Below are 25177 nucleotides of genomic sequence, written 5' to 3' on the forward strand. Positions count from 1 at the left end.
AGTTAGCCGGCTTAGCTCAGTTGGTAGAGCATCTGATTTGTAATCAGAGGGTCGCGTGTTCAAGTCATGTAGCCGGCATAAAGATGGTCCGTTGGTCAAGGGGTTAAGACACCGCCTTTTCACGGCGGTAACACGGGTTCGAATCCCGTACGGACTATATTTCGAGTAACTTAGGTTACTCTTTTTATTTTGTTTCTTTTTTTTATATGTTATAATAGCTTATAATACTATTTTGAGGTGAATTTATGTCTAAAGTTTTTGTTTTTGGTCATCAAAACCCTGATTCTGATGCAATCGGGTCTTCTTATGGATATGCTTATTTGAAACGTCAACTTGGTGTTGATGCTGAAGCTGTTGCTTTGGGTACTCCTAACGAGGAAACTGCTTTTGTTCTTGATTATTTTGGTGTTGAAGCACCACGAGTGGTTGAGTCTGCTCAATCGGAGGGAGTTAATCAAGTTATTCTTACAGACCATAATGAGTTTCAACAATCTATTTCAGATATTAAGGACGTTGAAGTTATTGAGGTAGTCGACCATCACCGTGTGGCTAACTTTGAAACTGCTAATCCATTAATGATGCGATTGGAACCTGTTGGATCTGCATCTTCAATTGTTTTTCGTATGTTTAAAGAAAACAATGTTGAAGTTCCTAAGGAAGTTGCTGGTTTGCTTTTGTCAGGTTTGATTTCAGATACTCTTCTTCTTAAATCTCCAACTACACATGCTTCAGATCCTGCAGTTGCAGCTGAACTTGCAGAAATTGCTGGTGTTAATCTAGAAGAATATGGTCTTGCTATGCTTAAAGCTGGTACTAATCTTTCTTCAAAATCTGCTGAAGAACTCATTGACATTGATGCAAAAACATTTGAATTGAATGGTAATCAAGTTCGTGTTGCACAAGTTAATACAGTTGATATTTCTGATGTTCTTTCTCGTCAAGCGGAAATTGAAGAAGCTATTAATAACTCAATTAAAAACAATGGTTACTCTGACTTTGTCTTAATGATTACTGATATTCTTAATTCTAATTCAGAAATTCTTGCACTTGGTTCAAATACTGATAAGGTTGAAGCTGCTTTTAATTTTGTTTTAGAAAATAATCATGCTTTCCTTGAAGGAGCTGTTTCTCGTAAGAAACAGGTAGTTCCTCAGTTGACTGAAAGCTTTAATGCTTAAAATTAGGCCATAAGGCCTTTTTTTAGTGCTCTGATTAATGGTATAATACTTCTTATGATAATACAATTTAACCCAAACAAACTATGTAAGCAACCTTTTTTTATGAAAATAGTGAATTATCTATATCTTAATCAGCCTGTGACCCTGAGAGCAATAAAAAGGCAGTTTCCTTTTCAAAAGAATATCGATAAATTAATTGAGGAGTTTGTAAAAGCAGGCTATATCGAACGATTCGAGAAACGTTACCGTTTATTAATTAGTCTTGTGTCGGATTCTTCTAAAATTGATTTAGAACAGCATTTTTTTATTAATGATGATTCTACTTGTTATTTAGAACTATTAAACCGTAGATTTGTTACTGAGATAAGTAATTCTACTAATGAAGTTGTTATTGTTGAACAAACGAGTATAACAAGAGATGATCTTACGATTTCAAATTATTTTTATAAATTAAGAAAAAATCTACCATTATCTGAAGAGCAGAATAGATTATATGACTTATTAGGGGATGTTAATCCCGAATATTTTTTGAAACATGTTACGACTTTTCTTTTAAAATACGTTAGGAAGGAATATGCACTTCAAAAAAGGAGGAATATTTTTGTTGATGCTTTAGAATTATTAGGGTATCTTGTTCAAGTAGAAGAAGGGCGTTATCTTTTGAATATGGATTTAGACTCCGAAGCATTAGTTTTTAGTGCAAAAAAAGACTAGTATCATTACTAGTCTTTTTTATGACAACTTTAACGATTCCTTAGTTCAAGATAACGTTTGTACCAGATGTTAACATAAGATTGTGAAAATGGCCCCTTACCATTGTTAATCCAATCTACCAAGATTTTAACATGTTCCTTTAAGATATAGTCAATATCAGGAGAGTAATGCATTTCTTTTTTATGTGTTTCATACTCATCTACATCTAGCAATTTTTTTTCACCATCAGCGAAGACTTTGACATCTAGGTCGTAGTCAATATATTTTAGTGCTTCTTGGTCCAAAATATATGGACTAGCTAAATTGCAGTAGTAGGAAATGCCGTTATCCCTAATCATGGCTATAATATTAAACCAGTATTTTTTGTGGAAATAAACAATAGCAGGTTCACGTGTTACCCATCGTCTTCCGTCTGCTTCAGTAACGAGGGTGTGGTCGTTAACGCCAATAACAGCATTCTCAGTTGTCTTTAGTACCATAGTATCGCGCCAAGTACGGTGCAAACTACCATCATGCTTATAACTTTGAATTGTGATAAAGTCGCCTTCTTTTGGTAATTTCATGGCGTCCTCTTTCTACAATAAGGGTTATCCCCACTATTGTATCATAATTTTGTGAAAAGAGGGGAAATTCCTATAAATATTCTCTTAGAGCGGATGCTATGGCATCAAAGTCATAACCTTTTCTGGCTAAAGATTGTGTCAAGCGCTGCTTAAGTTCATAACCGTCGTATTTTTTACTAAATTTTTGATATTGCTTATCTATTTCTTTATAAAGGAGAGCTTGTTCAGTTTCTTCATCTGCTTCAAGTTCTAGATGATCGATTGCTAGTTTACTTTCTTGAAATGAAAAACCTTTATTGATAAGGCTTTGAGTTAATTTATCTTTTAGGGCTTTAGATGGTAGTTTTCCCTGATATTTTCGTAACAGTTTTGCAGCTACTCTAATGGCTATTTCTGAGAAATCAAATTGACTTAAAACATCGTCAATGATCTGTTTGTTACAACCTTTTTGAAGCCATTTTTGCTTCAGCACATAGGCTCCTTTATCGCCTGAATTCAGATTTTGTTGAGCTAGACTTTCTAGGAGTTTGTAATCATCAATCCAGTGATCTTTTTTTAGATTATCAATAATTTTTGGAATTATATGAGGGTTTATTTCATGTTTAAAAAGGTAATCTTTTACCTCTTTCTCAGTACGTTGTTTAAATGAAATAAAATAGAGGGCTAAGTTTTTACCATATGAGAACTGGGAAAAGGATTTAATATCCTCAAGTTGATTTTTGTCCAGTATCATTTCTTTTGTCAACATGTATTTAACGATGGTATCTTCTGTAACGTAGAGACTCTCTTTTTTGTCTATCTCAAGGAGATAAAGTCTCTTTTTCTTCTCGATTTTTGTGATTTTCATAGTTATTATTATATCAAAATGTTAGAATGGTAGTATGAATTTACAAGTGAAACAGCGTATCCCGCTTAAGATAAAACGCATGGGAATCAATGGCGAAGGCATTGGTTTTTATAAGAAAACTCTAGTTTTTGTGCCAGGGGCTTTGAAGGGTGAAGAGGTGTTCTGTCAGGTTGTTTCTGTCAAGAGAAACTTTGTTCAGGCGAAATTATTAAAGATTAATAAACCTTCTAAGTTTCGTGTCGAACCTGCATGTAGTATTTATGAAGACTGTGGCGGTTGCCAGTTAATGCATCTTCGTTATGATAAGCAATTAGAGTTTAAAACTGATTTATTAGGACAAGCCTTGAAGAAGTTTAAACCGGCTAATTTTGAGTCATATGACATTCGTCCAACAATAGGGATGGAGCAACCACAACATTACCGAGCTAAACTACAATTTCAAACCCGTTCTTTTGGTGGTTCAGTCAAAGCTGGCTTATTTGCGGAAGGGAGTCATCGCCTCATTAATATTGATGATTGCCTAGTTCAGGATGAGCTAACTCAAGTCATTATGAATAAGGTGACAAATTTGTTAGATAAATACAAGTTCCCAATTTATAATGAGCGTAAAATTGCTGGAATTCGTACTGTTATGATACGACGTGCTTTGGGTTCAAATCAGGTCCAGTTGATTTTTGTAACCTCTAAATCAGTTTCTTTCACTAAATTGGTTAAGGAATTGACGGAAAGTTTTCCAGAAATTGTAACTATTGCTGTCAATTATAATTATTCGAAGTCTAGCGAGATTTATGGTCAAGAGACGGAAATTCTTTGGGGGCAAGACACTATTCAAGAAGAGGTACTGGACTATAACTTTGCTCTCTCTCCTCGTGCATTTTACCAGTTGAATCCTCAACAAACAGAGGTACTCTATGGTCAGGCTGTTGAAGCTTTGGATGTAGGTAAGTCTGAACACCTTATTGATGCTTATTGTGGGGTTGGTACTATTGGACTTGCTTTCGCAAATAAGGTAAAGAGTATTCAAGGTATGGATATTATTCCAGAGGCTATTGAGGATGCTAGAAAGAATGCTAAATCACTTGGGTTGGAGAATGCTCACTATGAGGTGGGTAAGGCTGAGGATATCATTCCTCGTTGGTACAAGGAAGGCTATCGAGCAGATGCTCTTATTGTGGATCCACCTAGAACTGGTTTAGATGATAAGCTACTTAAAACGATACTGGCCTACACTCCTGAAAAAATGGTTTATGTTTCATGTAATGTATCTACTTTGGCTAGAGACCTAGTTTCTTTGGCTAAAGTTTATGATGTTAATTATATTCAGTCAGTAGACATGTTTCCTCATACAGCTCGAACAGAAGCAGTTGTGAAGCTGACTAAGAAAATGTGATAAAACCTAACATAAAAAACAAGAAATTTTCCAAATTGTTGGAAAATTTCTTTATTTTTCTGAAAAATAGGAGTATAATAGGCTTATCGATTTTTTAAAGGAGGAGCGTATGAAAAAGAGCTTCATTCATCAACAAGAGGAAATTTCTTTTGTGAAGAATACTTTTACACAGTATTTGATTGATAAACTTGACGTCGTTGAAGTGCAAGGGCCTATTTTGAGTAAGGTCGGGGATGGTATGCAGGATAATTTGAGCGGTATTGAAAATCCTGTAACTGTTAATGTGCTTCAGATTCCTGACGCAACATACGAAGTTGTTCACTCATTAGCAAAATGGAAACGCCATACTTTGGCTCGTTTTGGTTTCAATGAAGGTGAAGGGCTCGTGGTTAATATGAAGGCTCTTCGTCCAGATGAAGATTCATTGGATGCAACGCACTCTGTTTACGTTGACCAATGGGACTGGGAAAAAGTTATTCCTGACGGACATCGTAATATCGCTTACTTGAAAGAAACTGTTGAAACCATTTATAAGGTTATTCGTTTGACTGAGCTAGCAGTTGAAGCACGTTACGATATTGAAGCTATTTTACCTAAGAAAATTACCTTCATCCATTCAGAAGAACTTGTTGAGAAGTACCCTGATTTGACACCCAAAGAGCGTGAAGATGCTATTACCAAGGAATATGGTGCTGTATTCTTGATTGGTATCGGTGGTGTTCTTCCTGATGGAAAACCACATGATGGTCGTGCACCTGACTATGATGACTGGACAACTGAGTCTGAGAATGGTTACCATGGTTTGAATGGGGATATCTTGGTTTGGAATGAACAATTAGGACATGCCTTTGAATTGTCATCAATGGGTATTCGTGTTGATGAAGATGCCCTTAAACGTCAGGTTGAAATTACTGGCGACCAAGATCGTTTGAAATTGGATTGGCACCAAGCCTTGTTACATGGCCTTTTCCCACTAACAATTGGTGGAGGTATTGGTCAGTCACGTATGGCTATGTTCTTGCTTCGTAAGAAACATATTGGTGAGGTTCAAACTTCAGTTTGGCCAGATGCCGTTCGTGAAAGTTACGAAAATATCTTGTAAAAAAAGCACTAACGAAAGTTAGTGTTTTTTTGGTTAGCAATTGCTGTGTATAATTGATCAATGAATTTGCTATTGGAGTAGATATCATGAGAGATGACTTATTTTTCATAAAGAAAAAACCTATCCCTTGAAGGAGATAGGTTTTTAGATTAATCGCCACTACGGAAAAAAGCATCGTAAAGAGCTCTGACAGCTGCTTTTTCTTGCTCAGTTTCAATTACAAACATAACAGAAACCTCACTAGAACCTTGAGAAATCATTTCTAGGTTAATATGTTTTTCAGAGAGTGCTTTAGCCGCTGTCGCTGTAACACCGATGTGGTCTTTCATATTTTCACCAACAATCATGAGGATTGAAAGGCCATGTTCAATTTCAACTTCATCAACACCGAGTTCACGTGTCAAGTATGAAAGAATTTCTTGTTCTTTAATTGGGGTAAGTTCACGTTCTCGAATAATGATTGAGAGATCATCGATTCCAGAAGGCATATGTTCCCAACGGATGTTTAAATCTTCCAAAATTTGGAGGACCTTACGTCCAAAACCAACTTCACGGTTCATGAGGTATTTGGTCATATTGATGCTGACGAATTTATCATCACTTGCGATACCAACGACAGGAACAGTTGCACCCTTGTGTTCAAGAATAATGCGTGTGCCTGGGTGGTCTGGGTTATTTGTATTTTTAATAACGAGTGGAATTTTACCACGGTAGGCAGGGAGAAGGGCTTCGTCATGAAGAACTGAGAAGCCAGCATATGCCAATTCACGCATTTCCTTGTAAGTCAACTCTGGAATTGAATGTGGTTCATGAACGACACCAGGATGGGCTGCGAAAATACCATCTACATCTGTGAAGTTTTCATATAAATCTGCCTTAACTCCAGCTGCAACGATAGAACCAGTGATATCAGAGCCTCCACGTGAGAAAGTACAAATTTGATTATCAGGGGTAACACCGAAGAAACCGGGGATTACAAGAACCTCATCTGATTCACGAAGCTCTTCCAACTTGTCATAAGCTCCTGGAAGGATACGAGCATTTCCAGGTTCGCTTGAGACAAAAACACCAGCTTGGCGAGGGTGAACGTAACGTGCTTCAATACCGTTATTACGGAAATATTCTGCGATTAATTTTGCGTTATTATCTTCCCCTGCAGCTAGGAAAGTATCATAAAGGAAATCATTGTCTTCAATAGGAAGAGTGGCAAGATCGTTGATAGATTTAGCAATCTTCGCCATTTCTGTTGATTTGAAGCCTAGCTCATCGACCATAGCTTGATAGCGGTTAATAATCCATTCTTGGTCAGCTTTGACATCAGCACCTTTTGTGTAGTGTTTATAGTATTTAATCAAGGCGTCTGTGACTTTGGTATCTTCATCGTTACGTTTACCAGGGGCTGATACTACGACAAAGCGACGTTCAGGGTCAGATTTTACAATGTTTAAGACTTTTTCTAATTGTGTGGCTGAAGCAAGTGAGCTCCCACCGAATTTGATGACTTTCATAGTTACTCCAAAAATTTTAAATTACTCTACAATTATAGCAAAATTCTGACAATTTGTCACATTGTTTTTAAAAGCGAGTAAGATTTAGTCTGATTATGGTACAATAAGGAAAGAAAAGGAGGATATCCCGTGGTAGAGGCAATTATTTTTGATATGGATGGTGTCCTTTTTGACACTGAAAAATATTATTATGATCGACGTGCAAATTTCTTAGCTCAAAAGGGAATTTCAATAGACCATTTACCCCCGTCTTTCTTTATAGGTGGAAATACCAAGCAAGTTTGGGAAAATATTCTCAGAGATGACTATGATAACTGGGATGTGCCAACTTTACAAGAAGAGTACAATGCCTATAAACAAGACAACCCCTTACCCTATAAAGAATTAATCTTTCCTGATGTTTTCAAGGTCTTGAATGAAGTGAATTCTCGAGGGTTGAAAATAGGTTTAGCTTCTAGCTCAGTAAAGGCAGATATCCTTAGAGCTTTGGAGGAAAATCATTTGAACGGTTTCTTTGATGTGGTTCTCTCAGGAGAAGAATTTAAAGAGAGTAAACCCAATCCAGAGATTTATCTGACAGCATTACAGCATTTGAACGTGGAAGCAAATCAGGCGCTGATTATCGAAGATAGCGAAAAGGGGATTGCTGCTGGAGTCGCTGCAGGTGTTGAGGTTTGGGCCATTAAAGATAATCGTTTTGGTATGGATCAAGGTGCAGCCAAAGGCTTGTTGGATAACCTTATGGATGTTTTAGATTTATTAAAATAGAAGAGACACCGAGTTAGTTGTAGAACTCGGTGTTTTGATGTATCAAATTAAAAAACTCTAAGTTTTTGTTGACCTTTAGATGGACTATGGTATACTAGAAATTAACGATGAATGATTTGATAATCAAATTATCTATTCATCAAATAAAATTGTGATAAAAATATAAAGAACATACGGTTTTCATATAGGAACTAGTTATCGGAGGAATGCAAAAAATGGCTTACGAAACAATTCTTTATAGTGTTGAAGATGGAGTAGCAACTTTAACGCTTAATCGTCCAGAAGTGCAAAATGGATTTAATATTCCAGTTTGTGATGAGATTATGGCTGCAATTGAGCAAGCTAAACAAGATGCGTCAGTAAAATTCTTGGTAATCAATGCTAATGGAAAAGTCTTTTCTGTTGGCGGTGACCTTGATCAAATGCAAAAAGCGGTTGCTGTAGATGATGTACAGTCTTTGGTTCGTATTGCTGAGCAGGTAAATGAAATTTCTTTTGCTCTTAAAAAATTGCCTAAGCCAGTCATCATGGTAGTTGATGGACCATGTGCAGGTGCTGCAGCTAACTTAGCTGTTGCAGCAGACTTTACGATTGCATCTGATAAAGCTAAATTCATCCAAGCTTTTGTAGGTGTTGGTTTGGCACCTGACGCTGGAGGTCTCTACCTTTTGACACGTTCAATCGGTATTAACCGTGCGACTCAAATTACCATGACAGGAGAGCCAGTATCAGCTGAAAAAGCCTTGGACTGGGGAATTGCCTACAAAGTTGTTGAGTCAGAAAAACTTGAAAAAACTGTGAGTCAATTGATTAAAAAATTGAACCGCTCTTCAGTGAATTCCTTTAAAGCCATTAAAGAAATGGTTTGGGAATCTGAATTTGCGGGATGGGAAAATTACGCTAAGTTGGAACTTGACTTGCAAAAATCTCTTGCTTTCACAGAAGACTTCAAAGAAGGGGTACGTGCTTATAGTGAGCGTCGTCGACCTAAATTCCAAGGGAAATAGCCACATTTTCTAAAAGAAAAACTAAAGTTTTTTAATCGGGCTTGCGAAATTAGTTTGAGTCTGATATAATTTGAAAGTCAAAGTTTTATTGAAAGGAGTCTGGTGTGAATTACGACAAAATTGATGGCTATCTTGTTGATATTTTTAATAACGTAGTTATTATCGAAGAAGCAAGTTTAAAGAATTCAAAGTTTAACGATGTTTCCCTCAAGGAAATGCATACCATTGATGTGATCGGTACACATCCAGATACGACACCAAGTGCAGTAGCTAAAGAACTCATGCTAACTCTTGGTACTGTAACAACATCTCTCAATAAACTTGAAAAGAAAGGTTATATTGTCCGTACGCGTTCATCAGTTGACCGTCGTGTGGTCCATCTTTCGCTCTCTAAAAAGGGTCGTTTGGTATATCGTCTTCACCGTCGTTTTCATAAATCAATGGTGATGAGGATTACAGAAGGCTTTAACGACGAGGAATTGAAGGTTATGAGCAAGGGATTGGAAAATCTCCACGCATTTCTTGAGGAGTTGAAATAATGGCATTTGCAAAAATCAGTCAGGTTGCCCATTATGCACCTGCTCAGGTCGTGACCAATGATGACCTATCTAAAATTATGGATACTAGTGATGAGTGGATCCGTACTCGTACAGGGATCCAAGAACGTCGCATTTCAGTTAATGAGAATACGAGTGATCTAGCAATCAATGTTGCTAAGCAACTTATAGAGAAGTCAGGGGTATCTCCTGATGAGCTAGATTTTGTCCTAGTGGCAACAATTTCTCCAGATAGCAATATGCCATCAGTGGCAGCCCTTGTTCAAGGAGCTGTTGGAGCTGTAAATGCATTTGCTTTTGACATTACTGCGGCATGTAGTGGTTTTGTCTTTGCTTTAGCAACTGCAGAAAAATTGATTCGTTCAGGTGTTTACAAAAAAGGTATAGTGATTGGTGCAGAAGTTCTTTCTAAAACTTTGGACTGGTCAGATCGTACAACAGCTGTTCTCTTTGGTGATGGTGCAGGTGGTGTCCTTTTGGAGGAATCGGAAGAAGAACATTTCTTTGGTGAATCTTTGAATACAGATGGTAGCAAAGGAGGCCTTGAATCAGGAGCCTCTGCAGTAATATCACCTTATTCTGATGACATAGAACAGCCTAATCCTTATTTACAAATGGATGGGAAAGCGATCTTTGATTTTGCCGTTAAGACAGTTTCAAAGAGCATTAAGGCCTTGGTTGAAGAAAAAGGTGAACCTGATTACTTCCTGCTTCATCAAGCTAACATTCGTATTTTGGATATTATGGCTAAGAAAATCGATGTCAGTCGTGATAAATTCTTGGCAAACATGATGTCTTACGGTAATACCAGTGCGGCAAGTATCCCAATTTTGCTTTCTGAAAACGTGGCAAATGGGACCTTAAAATTAGACAGCGGTCAAACAATTCTTTTATCAGGTTTTGGTGGGGGTTTGACATGGGGCAGTCTTATTGTTAAAATCTAGTTATATAAATTATGCACCAGCATAGATTATAAGAAATATATTTATCTTAAAGGAGAAATTAAAATGGCAGTATTTGAAAAAGTACAAGAAATCATCGTTGAAGAACTTGGGAAAGACGCAGAAGAAGTAAAAGTAGAAACTACTTTTGACGAACTTGATGCTGACTCACTTGATGTATTCCAAGTTATCTCAGAAATCGAAGATGAATTCGATATCCAAATCGAAACTGAAGAAGGTCTTAACACTGTTGGTGACCTTGTTGCTTACGTAGAAGAAAAAACTAAATAAGCAGGGCATAGAGAATATTCTTATTTGGGATATTCTCCTTTGTTTATACAATTACTTTGATTATTAAACTATTTATTTGATTAGAAAATCGAAAAAAAGGTGAAAAATGAAATCTCGTATTACAGAACTGTTAGGAATTAAATATCCGATCTTCCAAGGTGGTATGGCCTGGGTTGGTGATGGTGACTTGGCTGGAGCCGTTTCAAATGCTGGTGGACTCGGAATTATTGGTGGTGGTAATGCCCCTAAAGAAGTGGTAAAAGCTAATATTGATAGAGTAAAACAAATCACTGACAAACCATTCGGTGTTAATATCATGCTTTTGTCACCATTTGCAGATGACATCGTCGACCTCGTTATCGAAGAGGGTGTTAAGGTTGTTACAACAGGTGCCGGAAATCCAGGTAAATATATGGAGCGTTTCCACGAAGCTGGCATTACAGTAATCCCAGTTATTCCATCGGTAGCACTTGCTAAACGTATGGAAAAACTTGGAGCGGATGCTGTTGTCGCAGAAGGTATGGAAGCTGGTGGTCACATCGGTAAATTGACAACTATGGCTCTTGTTCGCCAGGTTGCGGATGCGGTATCTATCCCAGTTATTGGTGCTGGTGGTGTTGCTGATGGACGTGGTATGGCTGCTGTTCTTATGCTTGGAGCAGAAGCTGTTCAGGTTGGTACGCGTTTCGCTGTTGCTAAGGAATCTAATGCACACCAAAACTTCAAAGATAAGATTTTGAAGGCTAAAGATATTGATACTGTTATTTCTGCCTCAGTTGTTGGACACCCTGTTCGTGCGATTAAGAATAAATTGGCGACAGAATATAACCAAGCTGAAAAAGATTTCTTGGCTGGTAAGAAGACTCAAGAGGAAATTGAAGAGCTTGGTGCAGGTGCCCTTCGTAACGCGGTTGTTGATGGAGATGTGGAATATGGTTCAGTTATGGCTGGACAAATTGCAGGTCTTGTTCGTAAAGAAGAAACATGTGCAGAAATCTTGGAAGACCTTTACACAGGCGCTGCCAAGGTGATTAAAGAAGAAGCTGCTCGTTGGGCAGATGTAAACGTCTAAAAACGTCGAAAGGATTAGGATAGTGACAAAACGTGCGTTCTTATTTGCTGGTCAAGGGGCTCAGAAATTGGGCATGGCGAGCGATTTGTATGCGACTTATCCCGTTGTCAAAGAGACATTTGATACGGCTAGTCGTATTCTAGGTTATGATTTGCGTGAATTGATTGATTCTAACGAAGAAAAACTTAATCAGACACGCTATACTCAACCAGCTATTTTGACAACGTCAGTAGCCATTTATCGCCTTTTGGCAGAAAATGGTATCACTCCTGATATTGTTGCCGGTCTCTCTTTGGGGGAATATTCTGCCCTAGTTGCGGCTGGAGCACTCTCATTTGAGGATGCGGTAGCCTTGGTTGCTAAACGTGGAGAATTCATGGAAACAGCGGCTCCTGCTGGAAGTGGGAAAATGGTTGCAGTCATGAATACAGATCCAAGTTTGATTGAAGAAATCTGTCAAAAAGCATCTGAAAAGGGTGTAGTAACGCCTGCTAACTATAATACTCCAGCACAAATTGTTATTGGTGGTGAAGTTGAGGCTGTTGATTATGCTGTGGAATTGCTTAAAGAAGCTGGTGCTAAACGTCTGATTCCTCTTAATGTTTCAGGACCGTTCCATACAGCTTTACTTGAATCAGCTAGTCAAAAATTGGCAGCAGAACTTGAGAAAGTGTCATTCAATGACTTTACGCTTCCTTTAGTAGGTAATACTGAGGCTCAAATCATGAAGTCAGAAGACGTCAAAGCACTTTTGGCTCGTCAGGTGATGGAACCTGTACGTTTTTATGATTCGATTGCCACTATCCAAGAATTTGGTGTAGATGAAGTGATTGAGATTGGTCCAGGAAAAGTCTTGTCAGGTTTCTTGAAGAAAATTGATAAAACCCTACCAACTCAAAATGTTGAAGATCAAGCTAGTCTTGATGCCCTTCTTAATGCGTAAAACGAGGTAAACATGGAACTTAAGAATAAAAATGTTTTTGTAACAGGTTCAACACGTGGAATTGGATTAGCTGTGGCACACAAATTTGCTAGTCTTGGTGCCAACGTTGTCCTAAATGGACGTTCTGAGATCTCTGAGGACTTGCTTGCACAGTTTGCAGATTATGGTGTAACTGTTGTTGGTATCTCAGGTGATATTTCTAATGGCGAAGATGCTAAACGTATGGTTGCGGAAGCTATTGAAAAGCTTGGTAGTGTTGACGTGCTAGTTAATAATGCTGGTATCACTAACGATAAGTTGATGTTGAAGATGACTGAAGAAGATTTTGAACGTGTCTTGAAAATCAACTTGACTGGTGCCTTCAATATGACACAAGCTGTCTTGAAACCAATGTCTAAGGCGCGTCAAGGTGCCATCATCAATATGTCATCTGTTGTAGGTCTTATGGGGAATATTGGTCAAGCTAACTATGCAGCTTCAAAAGCTGGTTTGATTGGTTTCACTAAATCAGTAGCGCGTGAAGTTGCGGCCCGTGGTGTCCGTGTCAATGCTATCGCTCCTGGTTTCATTGAATCAGATATGACTGACGCTATTCCAGAGAAAATGAAAGATGCTATGATTGCTCAAGTGCCAATGAAACGTATTGGTCAAGCAGAAGAAGTGGCTGAAGTTGCAGCATTCTTGGCTAGTCAAGAATATCTCACAGGTCAAACCATCGCTATTGATGGTGGTATGACCATGCAATAATTGAATGTCAATATCAAAAAGTCATTTACTAGAATATCCACCCGACAAAAGGAGAATATATATGTCTACAAATCGTGTTGTTGTTACAGGTTACGGCGTAACCTCACCAATCGGTAATACACCAGAAGAATTTTGGAACAGTCTTCATGACGGTAAAATTGGTATCAAACCAATTACGAAGTTCGATGCTTCTGAAATTCCAGTCTTTAACGCTGGTGAGATCCAAGATTTCCCGTTCGATAAGTACTTTGTGAAAAAAGATACTAACCGTATGGACACTTACTCACTTTATGCGATTTATGCTGCTATGGAAGCTCTTGAAAATTCAGGACTTAACATGGAAGAAGAAGATCGTGATCGTGTTGGTGTCATCGTGTCATCTGGTATCGGTGGTCTTCAAGAACTTGAAGATCAAATCATTCGTATGCACGAACGTGGGATGAAACGTATCAAACCAATGTTTATCCCTAAAGCACTTTCAAACATGGGTGCTGGTAACATTGCTCTTAAAATTGGTGCTCAAGGGGTATGTAAATCAGTGACGACTGCTTGTGCCTCTGCAAATGATGCAATCGGTGAAGCCTTCCGTGAAATTAAATTCGGTTTGCATGATGTTGTCTTGGCTGGTGGTGCTGAAGCTTCAATCACTAAGATTGGTATTGGTGGTTTCAATGCTCTTACAGCACTTTCAACAACAGAGGATCCAGAACGTTCATCAATTCCATTTGATAAAGACCGTAATGGTTTTGTCATGGGTGAAGGTGCAGGGGTTCTCGTTATCGAAAGCTTGGAACATGCTCAAAAACGTGGTGCTAACATCTTGGCTGAGATTGTTGGTTACGGATCAAACTGTGATGCCTACCACATGACAACACCAACTCCAGACGGTTCTGGTGCTGCTAAAGCAATTAAATTGGCTATCAATGAAGCTGGTATCAAACCTGAAGATGTTGATTATGTTAATGCTCACGGGACATCAACACCTGCCAATGAAAAAGGTGAAAGTGGTGCCATTGTTTCTGTACTTGGTAAAGATGTTCCAGTTTCATCTACTAAATCATTTACAGGTCACTTGCTAGGTGCTGCTGGTGCGGTTGAGGCTATTGCAACAATCGAAGCTATTCGTCATAGCTATGTACCGAAAACTGCTGGTACAAAAGAATTGTCTGACTACATCGAAGCTAATGTTGTTTATGGTGAAGGTCAAGAAGCTGATATTGAGTACGCAATTTCAAATACTTTCGGTTTTGGTGGACACAATGCTGTTCTTGCCTTTAAACGTTGGGAGGCTTAATTCATGAATATTTCTGAAATCAAAGATTTGTTGGCTCAATTTGATGCATCAACTTTGCGTGAATTTTCATATAAAAACAATGGTGAAGAATTGAACTTGAGCAAAAATCAAACAAGTTCAGTAACAGCTGCCCCAGTAGCTCCTACAGTTGAAGTAGTTGCGCCAGCTCCTCAGGCTCCGGTTGCTCCAGTAGCAGCACCTGCTGCTGTTGAAACTCCAGCAACACCAGTTGAAGAAGCTTCTGCACCAGCTCAAGCTGCTGAAGGAGAAGTGGTTGAAAGTCCACTTGTCGGTGTGGCTTACTTGTCTCCATCACCTGAAAAACCAGCCTTTGTTTCTGTTGGTGACACTGTTAAGAAAGGTCAAACTCTTCTTATCGTTGAAGCGATGAAGGTTATGAATGAGGTACCAGCACCTAAAGATGGTGTTATTACTGAAATCTTGGTAGCGAATGAAGAAGTTGTTGACTACGGAAAAGGATTGGTACGCATCAAATGACAATTGATATTAACGCTATTCGTGAAGCTTTACCACACCGTTATCCAATGCTTTTGGTTGACCGTGTGCTAGAAGTTTCAGAAGACGAAATCACAGCTATTAAAAATGTAACGATCAATGAACCTTTCTTTAATGGACATTTTCCTCAATACCCAGTTATGCCTGGCGTTCTTATCATGGAAGCTCTTGCGCAAACAGCTGGTGTTCTTGAATTGTCTAAACCTGAAAATAAGGGCAAATTAGTCTTTTACGCAGGTATGGATAAGGTTAAATTTAAAAAACAAGTGGTTCCTGGTGACCAACTTGTTATGACAGCTAAGTTTGTTAAACGTCGTGGAACAATTGCTGTTGTTGAAGCTAAGGCTGAAGTCGATGGTAAACTTGCTGCATCAGGTACTTTGACTTTTGCTATTGGAAGCTAATGTTTTGTGAAAATCCTTCTGGCGACAGTCGGAAAGGATTTTTCTTTAGACATTGGTCTATCACATAGAAAGGAAATCAACACAGACTATCAAAAAATGTCTGATGTTATCTTGTTTTATGTTTAAAAAATTATTGATTGCCAATCGTGGTGAAATTGCAGTGCGTATTATCCGTGCAGCGCGTGAATTGGGTATCCAAACGGTTGCTATTTATTCTGAAGCGGATAAGGATTCTCTCCATACTATGCTTGCTGATGAAGCTATTTGTATCGGGCCTGCAAAATCAACGGATTCTTATTTGAATATGAATCGTGTCCTATCAGCTGCTATTGTGACTGAGGCTCAAGCTATTCATCCAGGGTTTGGTTTCTTGAGTGAAAACTCTAAATTTGCCACTCTCTGTGAAGAAATGAACATCAAGTTTATTGGTCCTTCAGGCGAAGTCATGGACAAGATGGGTGATAAAATCAATGCCCGTGCTGAAATGATTAAGGCTAATGTCCCTGTAATTCCTGGTTCAGATGGTGAAGTCTTTACAGTTGAGGAGGCTTTAGAGGTTGCCAACCGTCTTGGTTACCCAGTAATGCTTAAGGCTTCTGCTGGTGGTGGCGGTAAGGGGATTCGTAAGGTTAACACTGAAGAAGAGTTAGCTCCTGCCTTCGAATCTGCGTCACAAGAAGCTAAAGCAGCCTTTGGTAATGGGGCGATGTATATTGAAAAAGTTATTTACCCAGCTCGTCATATCGAGGTTCAAATTTTGGGAGATAGCTATGGTAATATTGTTCACCTAGGTGAGCGTGATTGCTCTCTTCAACGTAATAACCAAAAGGTTTTGGAAGAATCACCGTCAGTTGCTATTGGTAAGACACTTCGTCACGAAATTGGTTCAGCGGCTGTTCGTGCCGCTAAGGCTGTTAATTATGAAAATGCGGGTACTATCGAGTTCCTTCTTGATGAGAAAACAGGTCAGTTCTACTTTATGGAAATGAACACCCGTGTTCAAGTTGAGCACCCAGTTACAGAATTTGTAAGTGGTGTGGATATTGTTAAAGAACAAATCCGTATTGCCGCAGGTGAAAAACTCTCTGTGACCCAAGATGATATTGAAATCAAGGGACATGCTATTGAGTGTCGTATCAATGCAGAAAATCCTAAGTTCAACTTTGCACCTAGTCCAGGGAAAATTAGCAATCTCTACCTACCTAGTGGAGGTGTTGGTCTCCGTGTAGACAGTGCAGTCTATCCTGGCTATACTATTCCACCTTACTATGATTCAATGATTGCCAAAATCATTGTTCATGGAGAAAATCGATTTGAGGCACTCATGAAGATGCAACGTGCTCTTTACGAGCTCGAAATCGATGGTGTTGTGACTAATGCTGACTTCCAGTTGGATTTGATTTCAGATCGTAGCGTTATCGCTGGGGATTATGACACTTCCTTCTTGATGGAGACCTTCCTACCAGCTTATCAGAATCGTGAGGAATAGAGTTTATGGGATTATTTGATCGAAAAGAAAAGTATATCCGTATCAATCCTAACCGTTCTGTACGTAATGGGATTGATCACCAAGTGCCAGAAGTTCCAGATGAACTTTTTGCAAAATGTCCTGGTTGTAAACAAGCTATTTATCAAAAGGACTTGGGACAAGCTAAAATTTGTCCAAATTGTTCTTATACCTTCCGTATTTCCGCTAAAGAACGTCTCGATTTAACAGTTGATGAGGGATCTTTCCAAGAACTGTTTACAGGCATTAAAACTGAAAATCCATTGAATTTTCCAGGTTATATGGAGAAACTAGCAGCGACTAAGGAAAAAACTGGTCTTGATGAAGCTGTCGTGACTGGTGTTGCAACTATCAAGGGGCAAAAAACAGCCTTGGCCATTATGGATTCTAACTTTATTATGGCTTCAATGGGAACTGTTGTTGGTGAGAAAATCACTAAACTCTTTGAACATGCGATTGAGGAAAAACTTCCAGTTGTTATTTTTACAGCATCTGGTGGGGCCCGTATGCAAGAAGGAATCATGAGTTTGATGCAAATGGCTAAGATTTCAGCTGCTGTAAAACGTCATTCGAATGCTGGCTTGTTGTATTTGACTGTATTGACAGATCCAACAACTGGTGGGGTTACAGCAAGTTTCGCCATGGAAGGTGATATCATCTTAGCTGAGCCACAAACCTTGATTGGTTTTGCAGGTCGTCGTGTCATTGAAAACACAGTTCGCGAAACTTTGCCAGATGATTTTCAAAAGGCTGAGTTCCTTCAAGAACATGGTTTTGTTGATGCCATTGTTAAACGTACAGAGTTGGCTGATACCATTGCCACACTCTTATCATTCCATGGAGGTGTTCAATGAGCGACGTAGCACGTATTTTAAAAGAAGCGCGTGATCAAGGCCGTTTAACTGCTTTGGACTTTGCCCAAGGAATCTTCGATGACTTTATCGAACTTCATGGCGATCGTAATTTCCGTGACGATGGTGCCGTTATCGGTGGTATTGGTCGCTTAAATGGCCAAGCCGTTACAGTAGTGGGTATCCAAAAAGGTAAAAACCTACAAGATAATCTCAATCGTAACTTTGGGCAACCTCATCCAGAGGGTTATCGGAAGGCTCTTCGCCTCATGAAACAGGCTGAAAAGTTTGGTCGTCCAGTTGTTACCTTTATCAATACTGCAGGTGCTTATCCTGGTGTTGGGGCAGAGGAACGTGGACAAGGTGAGGCAATTGCGCGTAACCTTATGGAAATGAGCGACCTTAAGGTGCCAATTATTGCCATTATCATTGGTGAAGGTGGTTCGGGAGGAGCACTTGCCTTGGCAGTAGCCGATAAGGTTTGGATGCTTGAAAATACCATCTATTCTATCTTGAGTCCTGAAGGATTTGCAACTATCCTCTGGAAAGATGGCTCACGTTCAGAAGAGGCGGCAGAGTTGATGAAGATTACATCAGGCGAGTTGCTTAACATGGGAATCGTTGATAAGGTTATCCCAGAACGTGGTTACTTTACAAGTGAAATTATTGAAGCAATTAAGACAGCAATTGTAGATGAGTTGGCAGAATTAAGCCAATTATCAACAGAAGACTTACTTGAAGCGCGTTATCAACGTTTTAGAAAATATTAAAAAACATTGGGATATACCCCAATGTTTTTTATACGGTATGGCGTTCGAAGGCTTGGTCTGAGATACCTTGTTCAAGGATAAGTTTAGCCCATTCCTTAGCTGAATGAAGGCTGTGATCCTTGTAGTTACCACAAGATTCAATGGTAGTCCCTGGAACATCTTCCCATGTAATCTCGTTAGCAATAGCTTCAAGACTAGATTTGATAACTTTGGCAATTTCTGTAGGATCTTGTTTACCCCACATAATCATATGGAAACCTGTACGGCAACCAAATGGTGAGCAATCAATAAGGCCATCGATACGTTGACGGATCAGTTTAGCGAGTAGGTGTTCGATAGTATGAAGACCACCTGTATCAATACTGTTTTCATTGGGTTGGATCAAACGGATATCAAAGTTTGTGATGATATCTCCTTTAGGTCCAACTTCCTCTGAAATAAGACGGACATAAGGTGCTTTTACAATAGTGTGATCAAGTTCAAAACTTTCAACAGTAACGTCTTTTGGCATGGTAATACCTCCCTATTCTAATAGAGTTATGATACCACAAAATCAGTTTAAAGTTCTAGTATTTATTTGAGGAATCGCTGTAAATATGATACACTAGAAGACGGTTTTCTTTATGGAAACCTTAGAAAAGTTGAGGTAAAGACATGATAAACATGATAATTTTAGTTGTCTTTGCACTCATTGGTTTAGTCGTTGGATATTTAGCAATTTCTATTAAACTTAGCAAAGCTAAGGAGCAAGCAGAAACTACCTTGCTAAAGGCAGAACAAGACGCTGTGAACCTTCGCAGTCAGGCGGAACATGATGCAGATCATCTGCGTGTGACTGCTGAACGCGAAAGTAAGGCTCAACGTAAAGAGTTCTTGTTAGAAGCAAAAGAGGAAGCTAGAAAATATCGAGAAGATATTGAAAAAGAATTCAAATCTGAACGTCAAGAGCTTAAACAAATGGAAAATCGTTTAACAGAACGTGCAACCAGCCTTGATCGTAAGGATGAAAATCTATCAAGTAAAGAACTTGCCCTCGAGAAGAAAGAGCAGAGTCTTGCTGACAAATCTAAACATCTTAATGAGCGTGAAGAGAATGTGACTCAGTTAGAGGCTGAGAAGCAAGCTGAACTTGAACGTGTTGGTCAGATGACCATTGCAGAGGCGCGTGAGGTAATCTTAACGGAGACTGAGAATAATCTGACTCATGAGATTGCAACACGTATCAAAGATGCGGAAGCACAGGTTAAAGATACTGTTGATAAGAAAGCCAAAAACGTGTTGGCTCAAGCTATGCAACGCTTGGCTGGAGATTATGTTACTGAACAAACAGTAACTACTGTTCACCTTCCAGATGACAATATGAAAGGTCGTATCATTGGACGTGAGGGGCGTAACATCCGTACGCTTGAAAGTCTAACAGGTATTGACGTTATTATTGATGACACTCCAGAAGTGGTTGTCCTTTCTGGTTTTGATCCAGTTCGTCGTGAAATTGCACGTATGACTCTCGAAGCCTTGATTAAGGATGGACGCATCCATCCAGCTCGTATTGAAGAGTTGGTTGAGAAGAGTCGTCAGGAAATGGATAACCGTATCCGTGAATATGGTGAGGAAGCAGCCTACGAAATTGGTGCTATGAATCTTCACCCTGATTTGATTAAGATTATGGGACGCTTGCAGTTCCGTACGTCGTATGGTCAAAACGTCCTTCGTCACTCAGTTGAAGTTGGTAAACTAGCAGGTATCATGGCTGGTGAATTGGGTGAAAATGTTGCCCTTGCTCGTCGTGCTGGATTCCTTCACGATATGGGGAAAGCCATTGACAAAGAAGTCGAAGGTAGCCACGTAGAGATTGGTGCAGAGTTTGCACGTAAGTACAAAGAACATCCAGTTGTGGTCAATGCTATTGCCAGCCACCATGGCGATGTAGAACCTGAGAGCGTTATTGCAGTTATTGTAGCTGCAGCAGATGCTTTGAGTTCGGCTCGTCCAGGGGCTCGTAATGAATCGGTTGAGAATTATGTCAAACGCCTTCGTGATTTGGAAGAAATTGCATCAAGTTTTGACGGTGTTCAAACAAGCTTCGCCCTTCAAGCTGGTCGTGAAATTCGTATTATGGTTCATCCAAACAAAATCTCGGATGATGAAGTTACGATCTTGTCTCATAAGGTACGTGAACAAATTGAGAAGAATTTGGATTACCCAGGAAATATTAAGGTTACAGTCATTCGTGAATTCCGTGCGGTTGACTATGCCAAATAAGATAAGAGAGCCGAAAGGCTTTTTTATTTTGCCCTTCATACTGAAAGGGGTATTCTTTTTGAAAATGTAAGAACTTTCTTATCAAATTGCGTCATTTTGGTAGATAAGTATTTTATAATGAAATATTTTGATTTTTTTTGACTGTTTCTAGTTGACAGTTATTAAAAATTTAGTATAATAGTTTTTGTAAACGATTACAGAAGGAGAGATTATGCTAAAGTCTGAACGTAAGCAGATTATCTTGTCTCAGTTGAAACAAGATGGTTTTGTCACTTTGGAAAACCTAACTGTTTTGTTAAGTGATACTTCCGAGTCGACGATTCGTCGAGACTTGGACGAGTTAGCGGCAGATGGCCAACTTAAACGTGTTCATGGCGGTGCTGAAAGCATTCATGGTCTAAAGGAAGAAATTGCCAATAGTCAAAAAGCTATTAGAAACGTTCAAGAAAAGGCTCAGTTAGCTGGTTATGCTGCCGATTTGATTAAGGAAGGTGATGTCGTCTTTCTTGAGGCTAGTACAACAAATGAACTTTTGATTCCACATTTGGCCAATCGTCAGGTAACGGTTGTGACTAATTCTATCCATCATGCGGTTAAGCTGGTAGATCTCGGTGTTAGCACTAGGATTGTTGGAGGAAAGGTTAAACATTCAACGGATGCGTCTATTGGAAGTACTGCTCAAGAGCAAATTAGACAACTGAATTTTGATTGTGCTTTCATTGGTGCTAATGGCGTTGATGCTAATTATTTCACCACACCAGACATGGAAGAGGCAGTTATCAAACGGACGGTTATAGCTAATGCGCAAAAAGCCTATATTCTAGCGGATGCCTCTAAACTTGGTCAGATTACCTATGCTAAGGTAGCCGAGGTCGAGAAAGTAACCATAATTACAAATGCTTCGGAAGAAGAACTCCTAAAAGAATTAAAAGAGAAAACGAGGGTTATTGAAGTATGATTTATACTGTAACGCTGAATCCATCAATCGACTTCATTGTTCGTATCGACAAAGTAGAGATTGGTGAAGTTAACCGCATGGAGAGTGATGATAAGTTCGCTGGCGGTAAGGGGATTAATGTTAGTCGTATTTTGCAACGTTTAGGTGTTGATAATACTGCAACGGGCTTCATCGGTGGTTTTACAGGACGTTTTGTGACAGATGGTTTGGATGCAGAAGGTATTAAAACCAAGTTTGTAGCTGTGGATCAAGACACACGTATAAATGTTAAAATCAAGGCTGACCAAGAAACTGAAATTAACGGTGCAGGACCTGTCATTAATGAGTATCAATTGGCTGAATTGGAAGCAGTTCTTTCAAGTGTAAGTGCTGATGATGTGGTTGTTTTTGCTGGATCAGCACCAAGCAATCTTGGAAACAAGGTCTATAACAAATTGATTCCACTAGTGCGTGAAACTGGTGCACAGGTTGTCTGTGACTTTGAAGGTCAAACCTTGCTTGATTCCTTGGCTTACCAACCACTCTTGGTCAAACCAAATAACCATGAGTTAGAAGCTATTTTCAATGTCAAACTTAATGGTTTGGCTGATGTTGAAAAATATGCGCGTGAAATCCTTGCTAAGGGTGCACAGAACGTTATCATCTCAATGGCAGGTGATGGAGCGCTTCTTGTTACTCCAGAGGCTGCTTACTTTGCTAAACCAATCAAGGGAACAGTAAAAAACTCTGTTGGTGCGGGTGACTCAATGGTTGCTGGTTTCACTGGTGAGTTTGTTAAATCAGGTGATCCAATTGAGGCTCTCAAGTGGGGAGTAGCATGTGGAACATCTACGGCTTTCTCAGATGACTTAGCGACAATTGAATTTATTAAAGAAACATACAATAAAGTAGAGGTAGAAAAACTATGAAAATTCAGGATTTACTGAACAAAAAAGTAATGTTGCTTGACCTTCAAGCAACTACAAAAGAAGCTGCTATCGATGAAATGATTAACAGCTTGGTTGACAACGGTGTTGTGACTGACTTTGATGTTTTCAAAGCAGGTATTATGGCTCGTGAAGCACAAACATCAACTGGTTTGGGTGATGGAATCGCTATGCCACACAGTAAAAATGCTGCAGTAAAAGAAGCAACAGTACTTTTTGCTAAATCTAATAAAGGTGTAGATTACGAATCACTTGATGGTCAACCTACAGACCTCTTCTTTATGATTGCTGCTCCAGAGGGAGCAAATGACACTCACTTGGCAGCCCTTGCTGAGTTGTCAAAATACCTTATGCAAGATGGTTTTGCAGATCGTTTGCGTAAGGTGACTTCTCCAGATGAAGTGATTGCTGCTTTTAATACTGGCGAAGAAGAAGCACAAGCTGAGGAAGCTAAGAAAGCACAAGCTGTTAAAGAAGCAGCTTCAAGCGATAAACCACTTATCGTAGCTGTAACAGCTTGTACAACTGGTATTGCTCACACTTACATGGCTGAAGAATCACTGATTAAAACAGGTGAAGAAATGGGAGTCAATGTTCGTGTTGAAACTAACGGTGCTTCAGGTGTCGGAACACCATTGACTGCTGAAGAAATCAGTAAGGCTGTAGGTGTTATCGTAGCGGCAGACAAGGCAGTTGAAACAGCACGTTTTGATGGTAAAAAATTGCTTTCTAAACCAGTCGCTGCAGGTATTCGTCAACCTCAAGAATTAATCCAAAACATCTTGGATGGAAAAGCTGAAGTCTTCCACGCTGAAAATGCTGGAGCTGCTCAAGAATCAAGTGAGAAATTGAGCCTTGGTGGTGCCTTCTATAAACACTTGATGAGTGGGGTATCACAAATGCTTCCATTCGTTATCGGTGGTGGTATCATGATTGCGCTTGCCTTCTTGCTTGACCAAATCATGGGTGTTCCTAAAGATCAATTGTCACAACTTGGTTCTTACCATGAAATTGCTGCTCAATTCAAAGCAATTGGTGGCGCTGCCTTTGGCTTCATGCTTCCAGTACTTGCAGGTTACATTGCTTACTCTATCGCTGAAAAACCAGGTTTGGTATCAGGTTTCGTAGCTGGTGCTATTGCTTCAAGTGGTGCAGCCTTTGGTGGTGTTCCATTTGCTTCAGGTGGTAAAGCAACCCTTGCCCTTGCTGGCGTATCTTCTGGTTTCCTTGGAGCTCTTGTTGGTGGTTTCCTTGCAGGTGGTGTTATCCTTGTTCTTCGTAAACTCTTGGCAGGTATTCCACGTGCCCTTGAAGGAATCCGTTCTATCTTGCTCTTGCCACTTCTAGGTGTATTTGCTACTGGTTTCTTGATGTTGGCAGTAAATATCCCAATGGCAGCAATCAATACTGGTCTTAATAACTTCTTGTCAAGCTTGTCAGGAAGCTCAGCAGTATTACTTGGTCTCCTTGTTGGTGGTATGATGGCAGTGGATATGGGTGGACCAGTCAACAAAGCAGCTTATGTCTTTGGTACAGGTACTCTCGCAGCAACAGTAACTTCAGGTGGTTCAGTTGTTATGGCAGCAGTTATGGCGGCTGGTATGGTTCCTCCGTTGGCAGTATTTGTAGCAACACTCTTGTTTAAAGATAAATTCACTGAAGAAGAACGCAACTCTGGTTTGACAAACATCGTTATGGGACTTTCATTCATCACTGAAGGTGCGATCCCATTTGGTGCAGCTGACCCAGCACGCGCTATCCCAAGCTTTATCGTCGGTTCAGCTCTTACAGGTGCTCTTGTAGGTATGGCAGGAATCAAATTGATGGCACCACACGGAGGTATCTTCGTAATTGCCCTCACATCAAATGCCCTTCTCTACCTTCTCTTCATCTTGATTGGTGCTGTGGTATCAGGTATCCTCTTCGGATTCCTTCGCAAACCACTTGATAAATAAGATATGACAAAACAATCTCGTTGTGACGGGGTTGTTTTTTGTGTCGTAGCAGATTTTTGTCAGGGTACCTATTTTATGATAAAGTATAGGCAGAAATGGCTTATCT

At 39.5% G+C, this 25177-nt stretch carries 26 protein-coding genes and 2 tRNA genes; 24 read left to right on the plus strand and 4 right to left on the minus strand.

What is annotated here, in order from left to right; genetic code table 11:
* Positions 1-5: 5 nt before the first annotated feature.
* The 4 genes from NYE32_RS01725 (at position 6) to NYE32_RS01740 (ending at position 1892) form a co-directional block, all read left to right on the plus strand.
* Positions 6-78 (plus strand) — tRNA-Thr (locus tag NYE32_RS01725).
* Positions 79-85: 7 nt separating this feature from the next.
* Positions 86-157 (plus strand) — tRNA-Glu (locus NYE32_RS01730).
* An 88-nt stretch (positions 158-245) separates the two neighbouring features.
* A complete protein-coding gene (locus tag NYE32_RS01735; RefSeq protein ID WP_014633932.1) occupies positions 246-1178 on the plus strand; it encodes a manganese-dependent inorganic pyrophosphatase in 933 nt (310 codons plus the stop codon).
* Between the two features lie 54 nt (positions 1179-1232).
* The gene (locus NYE32_RS01740; RefSeq protein WP_084915015.1) at positions 1233-1892 is read left to right on the plus strand and encodes a DUF1803 domain-containing protein; all 660 of its coding nucleotides are present in this window, start codon (positions 1233-1235) and stop codon (positions 1890-1892) included.
* A 29-nt stretch (positions 1893-1921) separates the two neighbouring features.
* Here the strand turns inward: NYE32_RS01740 and NYE32_RS01745 are convergent, their stop codons facing one another.
* Positions 1922-2455: a DUF402 domain-containing protein gene (locus tag NYE32_RS01745; RefSeq protein WP_002886644.1), complete on the minus strand. Its 534-nt coding sequence runs from the start codon at positions 2453-2455 to the stop codon at positions 1922-1924.
* Between the two features lie 70 nt (positions 2456-2525).
* Positions 2526-3302 (minus strand): recombination regulator RecX, encoded by a 777-nt coding sequence (gene recX / locus NYE32_RS01750; protein ID WP_156685177.1) that lies wholly within the window; start codon positions 3300-3302, stop codon positions 2526-2528.
* A gap of 34 nt (positions 3303-3336) precedes the next feature.
* Here recX and rlmD point away from each other — a divergent pair, with 34 nt between their 5' ends.
* A complete protein-coding gene (gene rlmD, locus NYE32_RS01755; protein ID WP_156685176.1) occupies positions 3337-4692 on the plus strand; it encodes a 23S rRNA (uracil(1939)-C(5))-methyltransferase RlmD in 1356 nt (451 codons plus the stop codon).
* A gap of 109 nt (positions 4693-4801) precedes the next feature.
* The gene (asnA, locus tag NYE32_RS01760; protein ID WP_014633569.1) at positions 4802-5794 is read left to right on the plus strand and encodes an aspartate--ammonia ligase; all 993 of its coding nucleotides are present in this window, start codon (positions 4802-4804) and stop codon (positions 5792-5794) included.
* A gap of 149 nt (positions 5795-5943) precedes the next feature.
* Here asnA and NYE32_RS01765 read toward each other — a convergent pair whose 3' ends face one another.
* Complete coding sequence (locus NYE32_RS01765) at positions 5944-7302, minus strand: aspartate kinase (RefSeq protein WP_107372567.1); 1359 nt, start codon at positions 7300-7302, stop codon at positions 5944-5946.
* 129 nt (positions 7303-7431) lie between these two features.
* On the opposite strand from NYE32_RS01765, the gene NYE32_RS01770 reads away from it, so the two are divergent.
* From NYE32_RS01770 to NYE32_RS01835, 14 genes are all read left to right on the plus strand, one after another.
* The gene (locus NYE32_RS01770) at positions 7432-8070 is read left to right on the plus strand and encodes an HAD family phosphatase (RefSeq protein ID WP_002886650.1); all 639 of its coding nucleotides are present in this window, start codon (positions 7432-7434) and stop codon (positions 8068-8070) included.
* 215 nt (positions 8071-8285) lie between these two features.
* A complete protein-coding gene (locus NYE32_RS01775; RefSeq protein ID WP_037601410.1) occupies positions 8286-9077 on the plus strand; it encodes an enoyl-CoA hydratase in 792 nt (263 codons plus the stop codon).
* A gap of 104 nt (positions 9078-9181) precedes the next feature.
* Positions 9182-9616 carry a MarR family transcriptional regulator gene (locus NYE32_RS01780; protein ID WP_002885562.1) on the plus strand — a complete coding sequence of 145 codons (435 nt, stop codon included), beginning with the start codon at positions 9182-9184 and terminating at the stop codon, positions 9614-9616.
* A complete protein-coding gene (locus NYE32_RS01785) occupies positions 9616-10578 on the plus strand; it encodes a beta-ketoacyl-ACP synthase III (protein ID WP_084915004.1) in 963 nt (320 codons plus the stop codon). Before NYE32_RS01780 ends, NYE32_RS01785 begins: the two co-directional genes overlap by 1 nt.
* 63 nt (positions 10579-10641) lie before the next feature.
* Positions 10642-10866 carry an acyl carrier protein gene (locus NYE32_RS01790; protein WP_002885495.1) on the plus strand — a complete coding sequence of 75 codons (225 nt, stop codon included), beginning with the start codon at positions 10642-10644 and terminating at the stop codon, positions 10864-10866.
* Between the two features lie 106 nt (positions 10867-10972).
* Positions 10973-11938 (plus strand): enoyl-[acyl-carrier-protein] reductase FabK, encoded by a 966-nt coding sequence (gene fabK / locus NYE32_RS01795; RefSeq protein WP_155212824.1) that lies wholly within the window; start codon positions 10973-10975, stop codon positions 11936-11938.
* 22 nt (positions 11939-11960) lie between these two features.
* Positions 11961-12881 carry an ACP S-malonyltransferase gene (gene fabD / locus NYE32_RS01800; protein ID WP_014633940.1) on the plus strand — a complete coding sequence of 307 codons (921 nt, stop codon included), beginning with the start codon at positions 11961-11963 and terminating at the stop codon, positions 12879-12881.
* Positions 12882-12893: 12 nt separating this feature from the next.
* Positions 12894-13628, plus strand: a complete 735-nt coding sequence (fabG, locus tag NYE32_RS01805; RefSeq protein ID WP_002885572.1) for a 3-oxoacyl-[acyl-carrier-protein] reductase — start codon at positions 12894-12896, stop codon at positions 13626-13628.
* Positions 13629-13689: 61 nt separating this feature from the next.
* A complete protein-coding gene (gene fabF / locus NYE32_RS01810; RefSeq protein WP_002885574.1) occupies positions 13690-14922 on the plus strand; it encodes a beta-ketoacyl-ACP synthase II in 1233 nt (410 codons plus the stop codon).
* 3 nt (positions 14923-14925) lie between these two features.
* The gene (gene accB / locus NYE32_RS01815; RefSeq protein ID WP_002885548.1) at positions 14926-15420 is read left to right on the plus strand and encodes an acetyl-CoA carboxylase biotin carboxyl carrier protein; all 495 of its coding nucleotides are present in this window, start codon (positions 14926-14928) and stop codon (positions 15418-15420) included.
* The gene (gene fabZ / locus NYE32_RS01820; protein ID WP_002885470.1) at positions 15417-15842 is read left to right on the plus strand and encodes a 3-hydroxyacyl-ACP dehydratase FabZ; all 426 of its coding nucleotides are present in this window, start codon (positions 15417-15419) and stop codon (positions 15840-15842) included. The genes accB and fabZ overlap by 4 nt, the downstream gene beginning before the upstream one ends.
* A gap of 118 nt (positions 15843-15960) precedes the next feature.
* Positions 15961-17331 (plus strand): acetyl-CoA carboxylase biotin carboxylase subunit, encoded by a 1371-nt coding sequence (locus tag NYE32_RS01825; RefSeq protein WP_156246377.1) that lies wholly within the window; start codon positions 15961-15963, stop codon positions 17329-17331.
* A gap of 5 nt (positions 17332-17336) precedes the next feature.
* Complete coding sequence (gene accD / locus NYE32_RS01830) at positions 17337-18203, plus strand: acetyl-CoA carboxylase, carboxyltransferase subunit beta (RefSeq protein WP_002886660.1); 867 nt, start codon at positions 17337-17339, stop codon at positions 18201-18203.
* A complete protein-coding gene (locus NYE32_RS01835; RefSeq protein WP_014633561.1) occupies positions 18200-18970 on the plus strand; it encodes an acetyl-CoA carboxylase carboxyl transferase subunit alpha in 771 nt (256 codons plus the stop codon). The genes accD and NYE32_RS01835 overlap by 4 nt, the downstream gene beginning before the upstream one ends.
* A 28-nt stretch (positions 18971-18998) precedes the next feature.
* On the opposite strand, the gene NYE32_RS01840 is transcribed toward NYE32_RS01835, so the two are convergent.
* Positions 18999-19481: an S-ribosylhomocysteine lyase gene (locus NYE32_RS01840; protein ID WP_002885585.1), complete on the minus strand. Its 483-nt coding sequence runs from the start codon at positions 19479-19481 to the stop codon at positions 18999-19001.
* Positions 19482-19624: 143 nt separating this feature from the next.
* Here NYE32_RS01840 and NYE32_RS01845 point away from each other — a divergent pair, with 143 nt between their 5' ends.
* The 4 genes from NYE32_RS01845 (at position 19625) to NYE32_RS01860 (ending at position 25071) form a co-directional block, all read left to right on the plus strand.
* On the plus strand, positions 19625-21232 hold the full coding sequence (locus NYE32_RS01845) for a ribonuclease Y (protein WP_002885478.1): 1608 nt from the start codon (positions 19625-19627) through the stop codon (positions 21230-21232).
* Between the two features lie 211 nt (positions 21233-21443).
* Positions 21444-22190 carry a DeoR/GlpR family DNA-binding transcription regulator gene (locus NYE32_RS01850; protein ID WP_021144647.1) on the plus strand — a complete coding sequence of 249 codons (747 nt, stop codon included), beginning with the start codon at positions 21444-21446 and terminating at the stop codon, positions 22188-22190.
* Positions 22187-23098 (plus strand): 1-phosphofructokinase, encoded by a 912-nt coding sequence (gene pfkB, locus NYE32_RS01855; protein WP_002885581.1) that lies wholly within the window; start codon positions 22187-22189, stop codon positions 23096-23098. Before NYE32_RS01850 ends, pfkB begins: the two co-directional genes overlap by 4 nt.
* A complete protein-coding gene (locus NYE32_RS01860; RefSeq protein ID WP_002885474.1) occupies positions 23095-25071 on the plus strand; it encodes a fructose-specific PTS transporter subunit EIIC in 1977 nt (658 codons plus the stop codon). The genes pfkB and NYE32_RS01860 overlap by 4 nt, the downstream gene beginning before the upstream one ends.
* Positions 25072-25177: the final 106 nt, after the last annotated feature.

The sequence above is a fragment of the Streptococcus sp. FSL R7-0248 genome, from assembly GCF_037967965.1.
GTDB lineage: Bacteria > Bacillota > Bacilli > Lactobacillales > Streptococcaceae > Streptococcus.

Excerpts from the sequence above, each read along its gene's own strand:
- NYE32_RS01850 (WP_021144647.1), top strand. The coding sequence starts at position 21,444 with ATGCTAAAGTCTGAACGTAAGCAGATTATCTTGTCTCAGTTGAAACAA.
- fabK (WP_155212824.1), top strand. The coding sequence starts at position 10,973 with ATGAAATCTCGTATTACAGAACTGTTAGGAATTAAATATCCGATCTTC.
- NYE32_RS01835 (WP_014633561.1), top strand. The coding sequence starts at position 18,200 with ATGAGCGACGTAGCACGTATTTTAAAAGAAGCGCGTGATCAAGGCCGT.
- asnA (WP_014633569.1), top strand. The coding sequence starts at position 4,802 with ATGAAAAAGAGCTTCATTCATCAACAAGAGGAAATTTCTTTTGTGAAG.
- fabG (WP_002885572.1), top strand. The coding sequence starts at position 12,894 with ATGGAACTTAAGAATAAAAATGTTTTTGTAACAGGTTCAACACGTGGA.
- NYE32_RS01860 (WP_002885474.1), top strand. The coding sequence starts at position 23,095 with ATGAAAATTCAGGATTTACTGAACAAAAAAGTAATGTTGCTTGACCTT.
- accD (WP_002886660.1), top strand. The coding sequence starts at position 17,337 with ATGGGATTATTTGATCGAAAAGAAAAGTATATCCGTATCAATCCTAAC.
- NYE32_RS01765 (WP_107372567.1), bottom strand. The coding sequence starts at position 7,302 with ATGAAAGTCATCAAATTCGGTGGGAGCTCACTTGCTTCAGCCACACAA.
- rlmD (WP_156685176.1), top strand. The coding sequence starts at position 3,337 with ATGAATTTACAAGTGAAACAGCGTATCCCGCTTAAGATAAAACGCATG.
- recX (WP_156685177.1), bottom strand. The coding sequence starts at position 3,302 with ATGAAAATCACAAAAATCGAGAAGAAAAAGAGACTTTATCTCCTTGAG.
- NYE32_RS01840 (WP_002885585.1), bottom strand. The coding sequence starts at position 19,481 with ATGCCAAAAGACGTTACTGTTGAAAGTTTTGAACTTGATCACACTATT.
- fabZ (WP_002885470.1), top strand. The coding sequence starts at position 15,417 with ATGACAATTGATATTAACGCTATTCGTGAAGCTTTACCACACCGTTAT.
- NYE32_RS01735 (WP_014633932.1), top strand. The coding sequence starts at position 246 with ATGTCTAAAGTTTTTGTTTTTGGTCATCAAAACCCTGATTCTGATGCA.
- pfkB (WP_002885581.1), top strand. The coding sequence starts at position 22,187 with ATGATTTATACTGTAACGCTGAATCCATCAATCGACTTCATTGTTCGT.
- NYE32_RS01745 (WP_002886644.1), bottom strand. The coding sequence starts at position 2,455 with ATGAAATTACCAAAAGAAGGCGACTTTATCACAATTCAAAGTTATAAG.
- NYE32_RS01790 (WP_002885495.1), top strand. The coding sequence starts at position 10,642 with ATGGCAGTATTTGAAAAAGTACAAGAAATCATCGTTGAAGAACTTGGG.
- NYE32_RS01785 (WP_084915004.1), top strand. The coding sequence starts at position 9,616 with ATGGCATTTGCAAAAATCAGTCAGGTTGCCCATTATGCACCTGCTCAG.
- accB (WP_002885548.1), top strand. The coding sequence starts at position 14,926 with ATGAATATTTCTGAAATCAAAGATTTGTTGGCTCAATTTGATGCATCA.
- NYE32_RS01845 (WP_002885478.1), top strand. The coding sequence starts at position 19,625 with ATGATAAACATGATAATTTTAGTTGTCTTTGCACTCATTGGTTTAGTC.
- NYE32_RS01740 (WP_084915015.1), top strand. The coding sequence starts at position 1,233 with ATGATAATACAATTTAACCCAAACAAACTATGTAAGCAACCTTTTTTT.
- NYE32_RS01775 (WP_037601410.1), top strand. The coding sequence starts at position 8,286 with ATGGCTTACGAAACAATTCTTTATAGTGTTGAAGATGGAGTAGCAACT.
- fabF (WP_002885574.1), top strand. The coding sequence starts at position 13,690 with ATGTCTACAAATCGTGTTGTTGTTACAGGTTACGGCGTAACCTCACCA.
- NYE32_RS01825 (WP_156246377.1), top strand. The coding sequence starts at position 15,961 with ATGTTTAAAAAATTATTGATTGCCAATCGTGGTGAAATTGCAGTGCGT.